General features: G+C 69.4%; 14 protein-coding genes. 1 reads left to right on the forward strand and 13 read right to left on the reverse strand.

Annotation, left to right across the window (positions count from 1 at the left end; translation table 11 throughout):
* Positions 1–3: 3 nt before the first annotated feature.
* From ACW5DW_RS07305 to ACW5DW_RS07330, 6 genes are all read right to left on the reverse strand, one after another.
* The gene (locus tag ACW5DW_RS07305; protein ID WP_457018095.1) at positions 4–2,562 is read right to left on the reverse strand and encodes a sensor domain-containing protein; all 2,559 of its coding nucleotides are present in this window, start codon (positions 2,560–2,562) and stop codon (positions 4–6) included.
* Positions 2,559–3,452 carry a hydroxymethylglutaryl-CoA lyase gene (locus tag ACW5DW_RS07310; protein ID WP_457018096.1) on the reverse strand — a complete coding sequence of 298 codons (894 nt, stop codon included), beginning with the start codon at positions 3,450–3,452 and terminating at the stop codon, positions 2,559–2,561. Before ACW5DW_RS07310 ends, ACW5DW_RS07305 begins: the two co-directional genes overlap by 4 nt.
* Positions 3,449–3,592 (reverse strand): hypothetical protein, encoded by a 144-nt coding sequence (locus ACW5DW_RS07315; protein WP_457018097.1) that lies wholly within the window; start codon positions 3,590–3,592, stop codon positions 3,449–3,451. The genes ACW5DW_RS07310 and ACW5DW_RS07315 overlap by 4 nt, the downstream gene beginning before the upstream one ends.
* Positions 3,589–5,589: an acetyl/propionyl/methylcrotonyl-CoA carboxylase subunit alpha gene (locus ACW5DW_RS07320; protein WP_457018098.1), complete on the reverse strand. Its 2,001-nt coding sequence runs from the start codon at positions 5,587–5,589 to the stop codon at positions 3,589–3,591. Before ACW5DW_RS07320 ends, ACW5DW_RS07315 begins: the two co-directional genes overlap by 4 nt.
* 47 nt (positions 5,590–5,636) lie before the next feature.
* Positions 5,637–6,020: a GxxExxY protein gene (locus ACW5DW_RS07325; protein ID WP_457018099.1), complete on the reverse strand. Its 384-nt coding sequence runs from the start codon at positions 6,018–6,020 to the stop codon at positions 5,637–5,639.
* A gap of 72 nt (positions 6,021–6,092) precedes the next feature.
* Positions 6,093–6,875, reverse strand: a complete 783-nt coding sequence (locus tag ACW5DW_RS07330) for an enoyl-CoA hydratase-related protein (protein WP_457018100.1) — start codon at positions 6,873–6,875, stop codon at positions 6,093–6,095.
* Between the two features lie 409 nt (positions 6,876–7,284).
* Here ACW5DW_RS07330 and ACW5DW_RS07335 point away from each other — a divergent pair, with 409 nt between their 5' ends.
* Entirely contained in the window at positions 7,285–9,225 is a 1,941-nt protein-coding gene (locus tag ACW5DW_RS07335) for an FTR1 family protein (RefSeq protein ID WP_457018101.1), read from the forward strand.
* Positions 9,226–9,600: 375 nt separating this feature from the next.
* On the opposite strand, the gene ACW5DW_RS07340 is transcribed toward ACW5DW_RS07335, so the two are convergent.
* From ACW5DW_RS07340 to ACW5DW_RS07370, 7 genes are all read right to left on the reverse strand, one after another.
* A complete protein-coding gene (locus ACW5DW_RS07340; protein WP_457018102.1) occupies positions 9,601–9,981 on the reverse strand; it encodes a hypothetical protein in 381 nt (126 codons plus the stop codon).
* A gap of 4 nt (positions 9,982–9,985) precedes the next feature.
* Entirely contained in the window at positions 9,986–10,549 is a 564-nt protein-coding gene (locus ACW5DW_RS07345) for a bactofilin family protein (RefSeq protein WP_457018103.1), read from the reverse strand.
* Positions 10,550–10,711: 162 nt separating this feature from the next.
* On the reverse strand, positions 10,712–12,046 hold the full coding sequence (locus ACW5DW_RS07350; protein ID WP_457018104.1) for a glycosyl hydrolase family 8: 1,335 nt from the start codon (positions 12,044–12,046) through the stop codon (positions 10,712–10,714).
* Positions 12,047–12,323: 277 nt separating this feature from the next.
* Positions 12,324–13,931, reverse strand: coding sequence for a carboxyl transferase domain-containing protein (locus tag ACW5DW_RS07355; protein WP_457018105.1), 1,608 nt, complete (start codon positions 13,929–13,931; stop codon positions 12,324–12,326).
* A gap of 126 nt (positions 13,932–14,057) precedes the next feature.
* Positions 14,058–14,396 carry a hypothetical protein gene (locus tag ACW5DW_RS07360; protein ID WP_457018106.1) on the reverse strand — a complete coding sequence of 113 codons (339 nt, stop codon included), beginning with the start codon at positions 14,394–14,396 and terminating at the stop codon, positions 14,058–14,060.
* Positions 14,397–14,543: 147 nt separating this feature from the next.
* Positions 14,544–14,879 carry a hypothetical protein gene (locus ACW5DW_RS07365; protein ID WP_457018107.1) on the reverse strand — a complete coding sequence of 112 codons (336 nt, stop codon included), beginning with the start codon at positions 14,877–14,879 and terminating at the stop codon, positions 14,544–14,546.
* 131 nt (positions 14,880–15,010) lie between these two features.
* Positions 15,011–16,183 (reverse strand): thiolase family protein, encoded by a 1,173-nt coding sequence (locus ACW5DW_RS07370; protein WP_457018108.1) that lies wholly within the window; start codon positions 16,181–16,183, stop codon positions 15,011–15,013.
* Between the last annotated feature and the right edge of the window lie 96 nt (positions 16,184–16,279).

Genomic DNA, 16,279 nt, shown 5'->3' on the forward strand with positions numbered 1-16,279 from the left:
GCCTCAGCCTTGCGCGCGCAGCCGTCGCGCAAACTCGTCCGGTGGCAGCCCCGGCGCGAACAGGAAGCCCTGGCCGATCGGCACGCCCAGCTGCAGCATGAAGCGCCGCTGCGCCTCGGATTCGATGCCCTCGGCCACCAGTCCCAGGCCCAGGCTGCGGGCGATGCCGGCCACCGCCTGGCAAACCGCCACGTCAGAGTGGTTGGTTGGCACGCCCTCGACGAACAATTGGCTGAGCTTGAGGCCGTGGATGGGCAGCCGGCGCAGGTAGTTGAGCGCGCTGTAGCCTTCGCCGAAGTCGTCGATGGTCAGGATCACGCCCATTTCGCGCAGCGTGGCGAAGGTGCGCAGGGTGTCGGGCGCATCCTCGATCAGCACGCGCTCGGTGAATTCCAGCTCCAGCGCCGACCCCGGCAGTCCGTGCTCGTCCAGCGCCTGGCGGATGGTGTCGGCCAGGTCTTCGGCCAGGAACTGGCGGTACGACACGTTCACCGCGACCCGGATGATGCCCAGGCCCGCGTCGCGCCATTCGGCCGCCTGGCGGCAGGCCTCGTGCAGCACCCAGCGACCGATGCGGACGATGTCGCCGGTGCTTTCGGCGTGGCCGATGAAATGGTCCGGCCGCATTTCGCCCAGCTGGTGGTTCTGCCAGCGGATCAGCGCCTCGGCGGCCACCGTGGTGCCGCGGCGCAGGTCGACCTGCGGCTGGTAGACCAGGCGGAACTCGTCGTTGTCGGCGGCGCGGCGCAGGTGGGTTTCCATGCGCAGCCGGTCCTGCTGCGACTGCGCGAGTTCGGGGGTGAACTCCTGGCGGCCGTTGCGGATCCGGCGCTTGCTGTCGTACATCGCCGCGTCGGCGTTCTGGATCAGCGTCTGTGGCCGGTCGCCGTCGCGCGGCGCGCGCGCGATGCCGACGCTGGCGGTGATCGCGAACTCCTCCTTGTCGAAGCGGAAGCTTTCGCTGAAGGCGTCCAGGATCGCGTCGGCGATACGCTCGGGCCGCGCGTCGTCGTCGCCGGTGTTGCAGATCACCAGGAACTCGTCGCCGCCGAAGCGCGCGATCAGCCCTTCGGTCCCGGTGGCGCGGCTGATGCGGCGCGCGGCGGCGGCGAGCAGGTCGTCGCCGGCGGCATGGCCGAGCACATCGTTGACCACCTTGAATCGGTCCAGGTCGATGTACAGCACCGCCATCGGGCCGTGCACGGGATCGCGCATGCGCGTCTCCAGCTCGTGCAGCATCGCGTCGCGGTTGAGCAGGCCGGTGAGTGGATCGGTACGCGCGCGGATGCGCAGGGCTTCCTGCTCCTGCTTGCGCTCGGTGATGTCCTGCAGGGTGCCGGTGATGCTGGTGCCTTCGGAACGGTTGATCTCGGCCTCGCCGATGATGTACAGCCACAGCGGACTGCCGTCGGAGTGCTTGCCTTCCACCTCCAGGTCGATCGGCCGGTTGCCGTCGATGGCCCGGCGCAGCGCGGCGTCCAGGCGCAGGCAGTCGGGTTCGGACAGCACCGCCAGCAGGTCGCCGATCGAGTGCACATCGCGGCCGCCGCCGATGATGCGCAACGCTTCCTCGGTCATGTACAGCGCGTCGCGGTCGACCTCCCATTCCCAGCCGCCGATGTGCGCCAGCGACTGCGCGCGGTCGAACAGGGCGCTGTCGCGCTTGAGCTCGGTGACGTCGCTGAAGAACGACAGCACCTGCAGCGGGCTGCGCCCGCCCGGCGCGAACAACGGCACGCTGCTGATCGAGAGCCAGCGCAGGCGGCGCTCGGGGCGGTGGTAGAGGCCGAGCACCTGGCTGCCGGTCGCCTTCCCGGTGCGCAGCGTGAGCGTTGGCGGCAGCTCGCGCAGGTCGAGCGGGTGGCCGGCTTCGTCGACCACCGCCCAGTCGGCCGGCTGCAGGTAGGCCTGGAAGTCCTGGTGCTCGTCGGCGCCGAGGATCCGCATCGCCGCCGCATTGGCCTGCAGCAGGTGGCCGCTGTCGTCGAACACCACCACGCCCTTGTCGATCACCTCCAGCAGCTGTCCGTAGCGCAGCTCGGCCATGCGCCGTGCGCTGAGGTCGCGCGCCACCGCCACCACGCAGCGGCGGCCGTCGTGCACGAAGCCGGCCGAATGCACCTCGACCGGGAAGCGGGTCCCGTCGCCGCGCTTGTTGGTGACCTCGATGACGTAGGTCTCGCCACGGTGCAGCGTTTCCAGCACCGGCCGCATGTGGTCCTTGGGCAGGTCCGGGTTGAGCACTTCGATCGGCTGGCCGACGATCTCCTCGCGCGGGCGCCGGTACGCGGCCATGCCGGCGCGGTTGAGGTCGAGCACGATGCCGCTCTCGTCGAGGATGCTGACCGGGTCGGGGACCGCGTCGAACAGCGCGTGGTAGCGCAGGCGGGCGCTCTCGGCGTCGGCGCTGGTGGCCTGCAGTGCTTCGCGCGCCTGCCCGAACAGGGCACGCGCGTCGGGCGGCAGCGAGGCGTCGACGCTGGCGGCCTGCAGCGCGGCGAGGATGTCGGCGTTGCCGCAGCCGGGCGCCGCCTCCTCTTCGGACGACGGCTGCGCGTTCATCCGGCCGCCAGCGCCCGGCCGGCCTTGCTGCCGGTTTCGCGGCCGAGCAGCCCCGCCAGCCAGCGCCCCGTTGCCGCCAGCGCCGCCAGGTCGATTCCGGTGTCGATGCCCATGCCGTGGAGCATATACACCACATCCTCGCTGGCGACATTGCCGCTGGCGCCTTTCGCGTAGGGGCAGCCGCCTGCGCCGGACACTGCGCTGTCCACCACCGCCACGCCTTCTTCCAGGCACGCCAGGATGTTGGCCAGCGCCTGGCCGTACGTGTCATGAAAATGTACCGCCAGCGACGTCATCGGCACCGCGCCAGCCACCGCGCGCAGCATCGCCCGGGCTTTGCGCGGCGTGCCGACGCCGATGGTGTCGCCCAGCGAGATCTCGTAGCAGCCCATCGCGTGCAGGGCGGCGGCCACCCGCACCACGTCGGCCAGCGGCACTTCGCCCTGGTAGGGGCAGCCGAGCACGGTGGACACATAGCCGCGCACCTGCACGCCGTCGACCTTCGCGCGTTCCAGCACCGGCTCGAAGCGCTGCAGCGATTCGTCGATGCCGGCGCCGATGTTCGCCTGGGTGAACGCGCCGGAGGCGGCGGTGAAGACAGCCACCTCGCGCGCGCCGGCCGCATGGGCGCGCTCGTAGCCCTGCAGGTTCGGCACCAGCACCGGGTAGGACACCCCCGGCTGCCTGTCGATGCCGGCGAACACCTCGGCGGCGTCGGCCAGCTGCGGCACCCATCTGGGGCTGACGAAGCTGGTGGCTTCGACGGTCTGCAGGCCGGTCGCCGAGAGGCGGTCGATCAGTTCGATCTTGGCCGCCGTGGGCACCGCCACCTTCTCGTTCTGCAGGCCGTCGCGCGGGCCGACCTCGACGATGCGCACCTGGGCGTTCACGCCAGCAGTTCCGGGTGCGGCGCCACGGGCCTGGTCGGGTAAAGCGCCTGCGCCTCGACTTGCGTGCTCACCTGCAGGCACGCGGCCGGGGGCGGCAGCTGCGCGCCGCGATACGCGCTTTGCGTGCGCGCTGCCGTCATTGCGCAGCCTCCAGCACGACCAGCACGCTGTCGGCCTCGACGAACTCGCCCACACTCGCACGCACTTCGCCTACCACGCCGGTGCGCGGCGCCTTCAGCGCAAGCTCCATCTTCATCGCTTCCAGCACGGCCAGCTCCTGTCCAGCTTCCACCTGATCCCCCGCGGCGACGCGCAGTGCCACCACGCGTCCGGGCATGGGGGCGCGCACCCGGTCGTCGCCGGCATCCTGCGCCGCGGGCTCGTGCCGGTACACCGCAAGCGACTGCAAAGAGAGCCGCCGCACGCCATCGTGCACGTCGACGCGGCCCGGGCGCAGCGACACGCGAAAACGCCGCCCCTGGCCATCCATACGCAGGGAGAGGCTGTCGTCGGACAGGCGTGCGCCTTCGATCGCGGCAAAGCGGTCGCCGCAGCGGATGCGATAGCGCCCATCGTCGCCCTGCGCCAGCAGTTCGATGCGTTCGCCTCGGTGCTGGAACGCCAGCGGCCGCTGGCCGGCGTGGCCCAGCCGCCAGCCGTCCGCGATCGCCCACGGCGAGGTGGGATCGTTCGATGCGGCCGCGGCCTCGCGCTGGCCGCGCTCCTGGTCGAGCAGGGTGGCGGTGGCCGCTGCCAGCAGCAGTCCGGTGTCCGCCGCGTGCGCAGTGGTGAACTCGTCCAGGTGACGGTCGAGATAGCCGGTGTCGATGCGCGCCTCGACGATCGCCGGGTGCCGCACCAGCGCCTCGAGGAAGGCGATGTTGGACTTGGGCCCTTCGATCACGCACTGCGCCAGCGCCTCGCGCAGGCGGGCGAGGGCGGAGGGGCGGTCGCGGTCGTGGACGATGAGCTTGGCGATCATCGGGTCGTAGAAGATCGTCACCGTGTCGCCTTCAACCACGCCCGAGTCGATGCGCACCTGCGCCGTGGGGTCCGGCAGTTCCAGCCGGTCCAGCCGTCCGGATCCGGGCAGGAAGCCGGCGTCCGGATCCTCAGCGTACAGCCGCACCTCGATCGCGTGGCCGCGCTGGGGCACGTCCGCCTGTGCCAGCGGCAGCGACGCGCCCGCGGCGATCCGCAGCTGCCATTCCACCAGGTCCAGGCCGGTGGTCATCTCGGTGACGGGATGCTCGACCTGCAGCCGGGTGTTGATCTCCATGAAATAGAAGTTGCCGGCCGGGTCGACGATGAACTCGACCGTGCCGGCGTTGCCGTAGTCGATCGCGCGCGCCGCCAGCACCGCGGCCTCGCCCATCGCCTGGCGCAGCGCCGGAGTGAGGAAGGGCGAGGGCGACTCCTCGAACACCTTCTGGTAGCGGCGCTGCGCCGAGCATTCGCGTTCGTTGAGATGGATGACGTTGCCGTGCGCATCGCCGAACACCTGGATCTCGATATGACGCGGCGATTCGACGTAGCGCTCCAGCAGCACGCGATCGCGTCCGAAGGCGTTGGCGGCCTCGCGCTGGCAGCTTTCCAGGCTGGGCAGGAATTCGTCGGCCGAATGCACGACGCGCATGCCCTTGCCGCCGCCGCCGTGCGCGGCTTTGATCATCAGCGGAAAACCGATGCGTGCCGCCTCCCGCGCCAGCAGCGCCGGCGACTGGTCCTCGCCCGTGTAGCCAGGCACCACCGGCACGCCCGCGGCCTGCATCAGGTCCTTGGCGCCGGCCTTGCTGCCCATCTTGCGCATCGAGGCGGCCTTCGGGCCGATGAAAACCAGGCCTGCCGCTTCCACCGCGTCGGCGAACTCGGCGTTTTCGCTGAGGAAGCCGTAGCCCGGGTGGATCGCCTGCGCACCGGAGTGCCTGGCCACCTCGATGATCGCCTCGCCGCGCAGATAGCTGTCGGCGGGCCGCGGCCCGCCGATCGGATACGCCTCGTCGGCCAGGCGCACGTGCTGCGCATCGGCATCGGCCTCGGAGAACACGGCCACGGTGCCGATGCCAAGCCGCCGCGCGGTACGGATCACACGGCATGCGATTTCGCCGCGGTTGGCGATGAGGATTCTGGTGAACATTTTTCTGGCCACGGATTGCGCGGATACACGCGGATATGACGCGGAGTCTATGAGAAAACGCGGCGGCGGAACTCCGCGCGCGGACCGAAGTTGAGGAGCAGGCCGAGCTGGATGCCGGTCGCTTTCAAATAGTTGAGTAATTGGGCTTCATGGGCTGCCAGCAGGCCACGACCGGCCTTGACCTCCACGAGTACGCAGTCTTCCACCAGCAGGTCGGCGCGAAAGCAGCCAACGACCTGGCCGTGGAAGCGCACCTCAATGGGCATCTGCCGTTCGACGGTCAGCCCGCATTCTTCCAGCCGCATGGCCAACGCCGCCTCGTACACGCCCTCCAGAAATCCATGGCCGAGTTCGTTGTACGTCTCGAAAAATGCCCCGATCACGCGTCTGCTGATGTCCCGATGCAAAAGTCCCACCGCGTCCGCATCCATGCGACTCCTCCCGATCCCATTCGCCTGATCCGCGTTCATCTGCGCAATCCGTGGCCAAACCCCGCCACACATTCACTCCACCCAGCTCGCCTTCCGCTTGTCCAGGAACGCGGCCAGTCCTTCCTGGCCTTCCGGCGAGACGCGCAGTGCGGCGATCAGGCGGGCGTTGGATTGGTCGAGCTGGTCGCGGTCGGGCTCCAGGGCGACGTCACGGACCAGCCGCTTGGCGGTCGCCGAGGCGATGGGGCCGGCCTTGAGCAGCAGCGCGACCTGGCGTTCGACCGCGGCGTCCAGCGCGTCGGCGTCCACCACTTCGTGCAGCAGCCCCATCCGCAGCGCCTGCGCCGCATCGAAGACCTCGGCCGTGGCGAACCAGCGCCGCGCCTGGCGCGGGCCGATCGCCGCGACCACGTAGGGTGAGATCACCGCCGGCAGCAGGCCGAGCCGGCTTTCGGTCAGGCCGAACTTGGCCTCCGCTACGCCGATGGCGATGTCGCAGCACGCGACCAGGCCAACGCCGCCGCCGAACGCCGCACCGTGCACGCGCGCGATCGTCGGCTTGGGCAGCTCATCCAGCGTGCGCATCAGCCGGGCGAGCGCCAGCGCGTCCTGGCGGTTGGCGTCTTCGCCGGCAGCGGCCATGCCGCGCATCCAGTTGAGGTCGGCGCCGGCCGAGAACGAGGGGCCTTCGCCTTCGAGCACCACCACGCGTATGCCGGGGTCGGCGGCGGCGCCGTCCAGCGCGGCGGTCAGACGGGCAATCAGCCCGGCGTCGAAGGCGTTGTGCAGTTCGGGCCTTTGCAGGCACAGCCGCAGGACGGCTCCGGTGCGGCGGATCGACAGCGGTGCGGACATGGCGTCGTGGTGGATGCGGCAGGCCCTGCATCATAGCCGCCGGCAAGTCGCCACCCGGGTAAGCGCCGAGCGATGACGGGGTAGGGGGCGCACTGCCTGTGCGCGAGCTGTTCCGCCACGGAAACCGGCCGTGGGCTATGGCCGGAATGCCGTTCCGCCCAACCGATACCGACTGTCGACAGGGATGGGCCGGACAGACGCGCTGTCGATCCGGGCAGCATTCAATGCGGCACGTGCGCCAAGGCAATGCTGAAAGCCCGGTTGTCATTCCGAACGCAGTGAGAGGCGCTTTACAACGGCGAAGCCGGTCAATCTCGGAGAATCAACAACATAGATCTCTCGCTACGCTCGAAATGACAGTGCTTCAGCGTTGCCCTAAAATGGATGAGTCCCATTCTCATTGCATCCCATGCTCCCACGCCGCCTGCTGGCAACGCTGCTGCTCAGCGTCGCCCTGATCTGCACATGCACCGCCGCCTTCGCCTCCGAGGCTTCCGTCGCCACCACCTGGCGCCTGCTCGACTACATCGCCGTCGACTATCGCGAAGCCGTGGCCAACGGCGAGGTGGTCAACCAGCTCGAGTACGACGAGATGCTGGAGTTCTCGGCCACCGCGGCGGCCGCGATCGATGCGCTGCCGCAGGCGCCCGGGTCCGCGCAGCTCAAGCGTGAGGCCGGCGCGCTGCAGCAGGCCATCGTCGACAAGGCCGAGCCCGACCGCATCGCGGCGCAGGCGCGTGGACTTGCGGCGGCGCTGGTGCAGGCGCACCCGATCCCGCTGATGCCGGCCAGCGCCCCGCAGCATGCGCGCGGCGAAGCGCTGTACGCGCAGCTGTGCGCCAGCTGCCATGGCGCGACCGGTGCCGGCGACGGGCCGGCCAGCGTCGGCCTGGATCCGCCGCCGATCGACTTCACCGATCGCGCGCGCGCCGACGAGCGCAGCGTGTTCGCGCTCTACCAGGTGATCGAGCAGGGTCTGGAAGGCACTTCGATGATCAGCTACCGCGGCCTGCCGCCCGAAGACCTGTGGGCGCTGGCGACCTACAGCGGTGCGATCGCCTATCCCGAAGCGCTCGCCGAGGCCGGTCGCATGCTGCTGGAGCGCGACCCGGCGTTGCGGGCCAAGCTCGACCTGGAGCGCTACGTCAGCGCCACGCCGGCGGACCTGGCGCAGGAGCTGGGCTCGCCGGACGACGCCGCGGCGATCGTGGCCTACCTGCGCCGGCACCCCGAGGCGTCGCAGTCGCAGGTGCAGGATCCAAGCTCGGCGCTGGCCGTTTCGCGCGGGCTGCTCAGGGACGCGATGGCCGCCTACCGGGGCGGCGACCCCAAGCGAGCGCAGGACCTGGCGCTGTCGGCGTACCTGGATGGCTTCGAGCCCGTCGAGCCGCTGCTCGCGGCGCGCGACAAACCCCTGATGGTGAAGATCGAGGCGGCGATGGCGCGGTTGCGCTCCAACCTCGCCGCCCGCGTCGACGCCGATACGCTGCAGGGCCAGGTCGAAGCGCTTGATGGACTGTTTGCCGAGGCCGAGCAGGTCCTCGCGCGGGACGACACGTCCGCCACCGCCAGCTTCGTCGCCGCCTTCACCATCCTGCTGCGCGAGGGCCTGGAGGCGCTGCTGATCGTGATCGCGATGATCGCGCTGCTGCGCAAGGCCAACCGTCAGGAGATGTTGCCCTGGGTCCACGGCGGCTGGCTGTCCGCGCTTGCGGCCGGCGTGGTCACCTGGGCGCTGGCGACCTGGGTCATCACCATCAGCGGGGCCAGCCGTGAGCTGTCCGAAGGCTTCGGCTCACTGCTGGCGGCGGTGGTGCTGGTCTGGGTCGGGCTGTGGATGCACGGCAAGAGCCACGCCGACGCCTGGCAGCGCTATGTGCGCGACAAGCTTGGGCACGCGCTGGGCAGGTCTTCGGGCGTGTTCCTGCTGGGCCTGGTGTTCGTGGTGGTCTATCGCGAGGTGTTCGAGACCATCCTGTTCTTTGCCGCGATCTGGAACCAGGGCAGCCAGGGGGCCGTGCTCGCCGGCGGCGCTACCGCGGCGCTGGCGCTGGTCGCGATCGGCTGGGCGCTGATGCGCTACAGCCGGCGTCTGCCGATCGGTCAGTTCTTCCGCTACAGCTCGCTGCTGATCGCAGTCCTGGCGGTGGTGCTGATCGGCAAGGCGGTCTCGGCGCTGCAGGAAGCAGGCTACCTGCCGGTCACCTGGCTCGAAGGCTGGCCGCGGATCGAACTGCTGGGCCTGTATCCGACGATGGAGGGCATTGGCGCGCAGCTGCTCGTGGCGCTGGTGCTGGTGGTGGGCTTCATGCTGTCGAACCGCGCGGCGCGGCAGGTGTCACCGGCCTGAGCCGGGGCATCCGCGCCTGCGGCGGCAACCCGAAGGGTGAATGCCGGCCGATCCAGAAAGACAATGGATCCCCGCTTGACCAGCCTTCGGCTGTTGTAAAGCGCTTCGCGGGGATGACGGTGAGCTCAAGATGACACCGGATGGATAGGTCGGCTCGCCCGTTCGGGCTGGCTGCCGCCTGGCGGGTCAAACAGGCACGGCGCGCGTAGTGATATCCGCGACGCGCCGGACCCTGTCATCTCGAACGCAGTGAGAGATCTCCAGGGTCGGTTACCGCGACGGCAGACAGGATCCCTCGCTGCGCTCGGGATGACATCCGAAAGATGATGACATCCGAAAGATAAAGTCAGCCGGCGCGCCCCGCACGCCGGCAGATCAGTGCCTCAGTCCCCGCTTGGCCGGCCTGCGCATGTCGCTGGTCGGGGTGACTTCCACCGACAGGTTGAAGGTGCGCTCCTCCCCGGCATGCATCGCACCAACACCGACGACATGGCGGGCAAGCTCGTTGCCTTCATCGTCGCGCACGGTCAGCAGCACCGAATATTCCCAGGCGCCGCCTTCGGCCGGGTGCCGGATCATGCCCTCGACCTGCAGGGCGGTGGTGCTGGCCAGCACCGCGCCCGGACCGGTGCGCGGCGTATCGAAACGCAGGTAGTGCTTGCACGACGGGCAGATGGTCGCGCTTTCGAGGATCGTGGTCTTGCAGTGCGGGCAGGTGCGCGTGGCACCTGCCGTACCCGGCTTCGGCGCGGCCATCGGCTCAGCTGGCCAGTTCGCGCGTCTCCGCCTCGCCCTTCGCCTTGTCCTTGCGCGGCGCCGCTGCGGATTCGGTGGCGTCCCAGCCGCATTCGACGTGGCCGCGGATCCTGGAGCCGGCCGCGACGGTCAGCGAGCCGGCCTTGATGTCGCCGGTCAGCACGGCTGAGTCGAGCAGATCGACCTTGGAGGCCGAATCGATGTTGCCGTCCAGCTCGCCGGCCACGACCACCTGCTTGGCCTTGACCGCGCCATTGAGCTTGGCGCCGTTTTCGATGCGCAGGTTGCCCTGCACGTTGACGTCACCCTTGAAGCGGCCGGCGATGCGGATATGGCCGCTGCCTTCGATCTTGCCTTCGATGGTCAGGTCGGCGGCGATCAGCGATTCCTTCGCCACCGGCTCGGGCGCGGTAGCGGGTACGTTGGCACGGGGCGGCCCGACCTGGGTGGGGCTGAAGTCGGCGACCCCAGGAGTTTCCCGTGGCGGTGTGGCCGGCGGCGCATCGGGCGCGAAGGACGGGATGTCCTTGCGTGCGTTGGCGTTGTTCTGGGAGGGGAAAATGGCCATGTCGCGGATTCCTCGGGCTGGGCAGGGACCGTCCGGGCTGGCGCCGCCGGACGGCGTTGGGGGCCTTGGAGGCTAGCACGTTGACATGGCCTTCACTCTGTGACGCGGCTCACCAAATCCGTGTTGCGGCAGGCACTTGCCGCACTTTTTTGAGCTGCGCCGTTACCGGGCGGCAGCCTCCGGCAGCCAGACCCGGTACTGCCCACCCAGGTGCAGCAGCGCCATCATCTGCAGCACGCCGTCGTAGTAGCGGAACTGCCCGGTGGGCACCGGCCGCTCCCACAGGGCGCGCACGAATTCGAGCTTGCGCGGATGGTCGGCCGCCAGGCTGGCGACCGCGTTCATCGCCACCAGCCCCGTGGTCTGGCCACCGCCCAGCGGCTGGCCGTCCAGGGTGTAAAGGCTCACGTAATCGTCCAGGCCCTGGCCGTGGAAGAACGCCTGCAGCCGGTTGGACAGCTCCACCTGGCGCGGATCGGCGCGCCACCACGACCAGTCCATCGACCAGTTCATCGCGCTGCGCCAGGCGTCGTAGCGGAAGTCCACCGATTCGGGCCGCCACGAGGCCGCCCAGGGGCTGCCGTCGAAGTTGCCGTAGTCGGGGGTCAGCGCGGTCTGCGGATGCGCGGCGGCGGCGAAGTAGTCGCGGCTGACTTGTGCAGCCTCGCGCCAGAACGCGCGATCTGCCTCGGGGCCAAGCTGCGCCCAGACCTCGTAGAAGGCGGGGAGGTGGTAGGACGCGTCGGTGTGTGCGGCGTTCACCACGTCCGGGGTGAAGCGCACCATCTTGGCGTCGCGGTCGAACAGGTTGACTGCGGTCATGGGGCCGCGATTGGTCGGGCCGGTGATCGACTCGCGATGCAGCACGTCGGCAAGCAGGCGGTCGGCCTGCGCGCGATAGGCATGGATGCCGTCGCCGTCGCCCCAGCGCGCCGAAGCAAAGTACAGCGCGGTGATGAAGTACTCCTCGCCGTCGGGCGCGGGCATCTCGTCGATCGCGGTGCCGTCGGTCCGCACCGACCACGCGAAGTAGCCATGCGCCGGATGCGCGGGATCGGCGTGGTACATGTGGTGCATCGCCCAGTTCCAGATCGCGTCGAACTCGTGCTTCCGGTCCAGCTGCACCGCGATCATCATCCCGTACGACATGCCTTCCGAACGCACATCGTCGCTGTTGACGTCGAGGATGTAGGCCAGCGGGCCATCGGCGTTGCTGCCGGCGTCGTAGTAGATGGCCTGGTCTTCCGGATCACCGTGGAAGAGCTGCGCGAAGCTCGCCTGGATCTTCGCTTCGATGTCGGCCTGGCTGTAGCCGGCTTCGGCGAAGAGGTTCGGATACTGGCCGGTGACGGCAGCGCCGGCATCGGCTTGGGGTGCGGCATTGGCGAGGTGATCCCCGCCGACGGTGCCGGTCGAGGTCGCGGCGCAGGCCGTCAGCAGCGATGCCAACAGGACCAGGGCGGAGGCGTGGAGGACTTGGCGCAGCAGCTTGGGCATGAAGGGCAGGGCGGTGCTGGTCGGGGCGACGAAGGTAGCAGACAGCGTCGATGCGGATGCTTGCCCCCACCCCGGCCCTCCCCCGCAAGCGGAGGAGGGAGACAAGCTTGAGCACGCAGCCACAACGCGACCAGCGCCCTCGGCCGCAAGCCTGGATAGGGCACGGTCTCGCAGACGCGCAGAACAGCTCCCTCCTCCGCTTGCGGGGGAGGGCTGGGGAGGGGGCCACCGACGCGACACAAGATGGTCGCAAGCCACACACCCGCGCCCAGCATCACTACATCCGGAACACGCCGAACTTCGCCGGTTCAATCGGCGCATTGAGCGACGCGGAAATCCCCAGCCCCAGCACGCGCCGGGTATCGGCCGGATCGATGATGCCGTCGTCCCACAGCCGCGCCGTGGCGTACCACGGGCTGCCCTGGCTTTCGTACTGCTCGCGGATCGGCGTCTTGAACGCCTCCTCTTCTTCCGCGGACCATTGCCCGCCGCGCCCCTCGACGCCGTCGCGCCGCACCGTCGCCAGCACGCTCGCCGCCTGTTCGCCGCCCATCACGCTGATGCGCGCGTTCGGCCACATCCACAGGAAGCGCGCGCCGTAGGCGCGGCCGCACATCGCGTAGTTGCCGGCGCCAAAGCTGCCGCCGATGACCACGGTGAACTTCGGCACGCTCGAACAGGCCACCGCGGTGACCATCTTTGCCCCGTCCTTTGCAATGCCCGCGTTCTCGTACTTGCGGCCGACCATGAAGCCGGTGATGTTCTGCAGGAACACCAGCGGGATGCCGCGCTGGTTGCACAGCTCGATGAAGTGCGCGCCCTTGAGCGCGCTCTCGCCAAACAGGATGCCGTTGTTGGCGATGATGCCGACCGGGTAGCCGTGCAGGTGCGCGAACCCGGTCACCAGGGTCTTGCCGTAGCGCGCCTTGAACTCGTCGAGCACGCTGCCGTCGGTGATACGCGCGATCACCTCGCGGATGTCGAAAGGACGCCGCGTGTCCTTCGGCACGATGCCGTACAGCTCCTCGGCCGGATGCAGCGGGTCGCGCACCTCGCGGACCGCCACCGGCAACTGCTTGCGGCGGTTGAGATGCCCAACGATGCCGCGCGCGATCTCCAGCGCGTGCCGGTCATCCTCGGCGAAGTGGTCGGCCACGCCGGAGACGCTGGTGTGCACGTCGGCGCCGCCAAGCGACTCGGCGTCCACCACCTCTCCGGTGGCGGCCTTCACCAGCGGCGGCCCGCCCAGGAAGATCGTGCCCTGTTCCTTGACGATCACCGACTCGTCGCACATCGCCGGCACATAGGCGCCGCCGGCGGTGCAGCTGCCCATCACCACGGCGATCTGCGGGATGTTGTCCGCGCTCAGCCGGGCCTGGTTGTAGAAGATCCGGCCGAAGTGTTCGCGATCGGGAAACACCTCGTCCTGCAGCGGCAGGAAGGCGCCGCCGGAGTCGACCAGGTAGATGCAGGGCAGCCGGTTCTCGCGCGCGACTTCCTGCGCGCGCAGGTGCTTCTTGACCGTCATCGGGAAGTAGGTGCCGCCCTTGACCGTGGCGTCGTTGGCCACGACCACGACCTCCTGGCCCATCACCCGGCCGATGCCGCAGACCATGCCGGCCGCGGGCGCGGCACCTTCGTACATGTCCTCGGCGGCCAGCGGCGCGATCTCGAGGAAGGGCGAGCCAGGATCGAGCAGGGCAGTGATCCGGTCGCGGGCGAGCAGCTTGCCGCGCCCGGTATGGCGCGTGCGCGCCTGTTCACCTCCACCATCGGCCGCCCGCGCAAGACGACGCTCCAGCTCCTCGACCAGGGCGCGGTGGTAGGCGACGTTGTCCAGGAATTCCGGCGAGCGTGGATCGAGCTGCGAGGTCAGTGCGGGCATGGTGCGCATCTGCAATGGGATGCGCCGAAGGATACGTGAGCGTGCGCGGCGGTGCGCCCGCCTGCCGATGCCGCAAAAGGAAAGGCCCGCACGTGGCGGGCCTCCCGGTCGATCATGCAGCGTGGATCAGTTGCGCGCGGCTTCTTCGGCGTTGGCGGCGGCGTCCTTCACCGCACCGGCGGTGTCGGCGGCGGCTTCGCGGGTGGCGGCAGCGGCGTCGTCGGCAGCGGCCTCGGCGTTGTCGGCGGCTGCTTCGGTCGCGGCAGCGGCGTCGGCATAGGCCTCTTCCGAAGCGGCGGCGACGTTGTCGGCGGCGCGCTCGGTGGCGGCGGCGGCGTCAGCGGCAGCCTGCTCGGCGGCGGCGGCGTTGGCGGCCGCGTCTTCCTTGGCACCGTCGGCGGTGTTCCCGCAGGCGGCGAGGGCCAGCATGCTGGCGGCGGCAATGGCGATGAGCTTCGTGTTCAAGGGTGATCTCCGGAATCTGGGTGGTGGGATGTCGTCCGGCCCGGGGCTCCCCACAGGCCGCAGCGCAATTGTGCAAAACGGGATGTTAAAAAAAGAAAAGCCGCCGGACGGGCCGGCGGCTTCCTTGACTACCTTGCGGCGTCGGACTTACGGGGTCGCTTCCTGGGCAGCGTCCTCGGCGTCCTTGGCAACGTCTTCCGCAGCCTCGGCCGTATCGGCAGCCGCGTCAGCAGCCTCCGAGGTCGTGGCGGCAGCGGCGTCGGCAGCAGCGTCGGCAGCGGCGTCGGCAGCGGAAGCTGCGTCGTCGGCGGCAGCCTGGGCGGTGTCGGCGGACGCAGTGCCGTCGGCCTCGACGGCAGCGGTTGCGGCGTCGGCAGCGGCGTCAGCCGCGTCGGCAGCGGCGTTCTCGGCCTGCTGCTGGTTGCTGCACGCAGCCAGGGCGAAGCCCAGAGCCAGCGCAAGCAGAGCCTTGTTGATGGTCATATCCGTCTTCCTCGTCTGAAGTTTGGCAAACGCGCAAAGGTGCGCGCCATAACAATGATGACAAGCCCGTGACCGCTGTCAAGCGGGATCGCGTGGAAATTTTGTCAAGGCGACGTTAAGCGTTCACCGGCTCAGACCAGCTCGACCGCGATCGCCGTCGCCTCGCCGCCGCCGATGCACAGGGTGGCGATGCCGCGCTTGCCGCCTCGTGCGCGCAGCGCGTAGAGCAGGGTCACCAGCAGGCGGGCACCGCTGGCACCGATCGGATGGCCCAGGGCGGTTGCGCCGCCGTTGACGTTGAGCCTGTCATGCGGGATGCCCAGCTCGCGGATCGGCGCCATCGCCACCACCGAGAAGGCTTCATTGACCTCGAACAGGTCCACCTGGTCCACCGACCAGCCCACCTTGTCGAGCAGGTTGCGGATCGCGCTCACGGGGGCCGTGGTGAACCACTCGGGCTCCTGCGAGAAGGTGGAATGGCCGACGATGCGTGCAATCGGTTCCAGCCCGAGCTTTGCCGCATTTTCGGCGCTGGTCAGCACCGTTGCCGCCGCACCGTCGGAGATGCTCGACGAACTCGCGGCGGTCACCGTGCCGTCCTTGCGGAACGCAGCGCGCAAACCGGGGATCTTGGACACGTCCGACTTGCCCGGCTGCTCGTCGGTGTCGAACTCGACCTCGCCCTTGCGGGTGGACACCTTGACCGGGACGATCTCGTCCTTGAACGCTCCCGATGCGATCGCACCCTGTGCGCGCGTGACCGACTCGATGGTGAACGCGTCCTGCTCCTCGCGGGTGAACCCGTACTTGTCGGCGGTCGCCTCGGCGAACACGCCCATCGACTGGCCGTCGTAGGGGTTGGTCAATCCGTCCCAGGCCAGGTGATCGACCAGCTTGGCCTCGCCGTAGCGCAGGCCCGGGCGCGCCGACACCATGTGCGGCGCATTGGTCATCGACTCCATGCCGCCGGCGACGACCACGCTGGCCGAACCCGCCTTGATCAGGTCGTGGCCGAGCATCACCGCTTTCATGCCCGAGCCGCAGACCTTGTTGATGGTGGTGCAGCCGACGCTGCTGGGCAGGCCTGCCGCCAGCGCGGCCTGGCGTGCAGGTGCCTGGCCGAGGTTGGCCGGCAGCACGCAGCCCATGATCACCTCGGACACATCCTCGCCCTTGATGCCTGCCTGCTCGATCGCGCCGCGGATGGCGGTGGCGCCCAGGGTCGGCGTCGGCACGCCGGTGAACTGGCCGAGCATGGAACCGATGGCGGTGCGCTTGGCACCGACGATGACGACGTCGCTCATGGAAAACTCCGGGACCGCGTGGGGAGACATCGATTATCGCTCCCGCCGGAGCGGCCCGGCAAACGGACCCCTGGTTCGCTGGCTCAGCACCCGGAA

It is taken from the genome of Luteimonas sp. A482, from assembly GCF_054072655.1.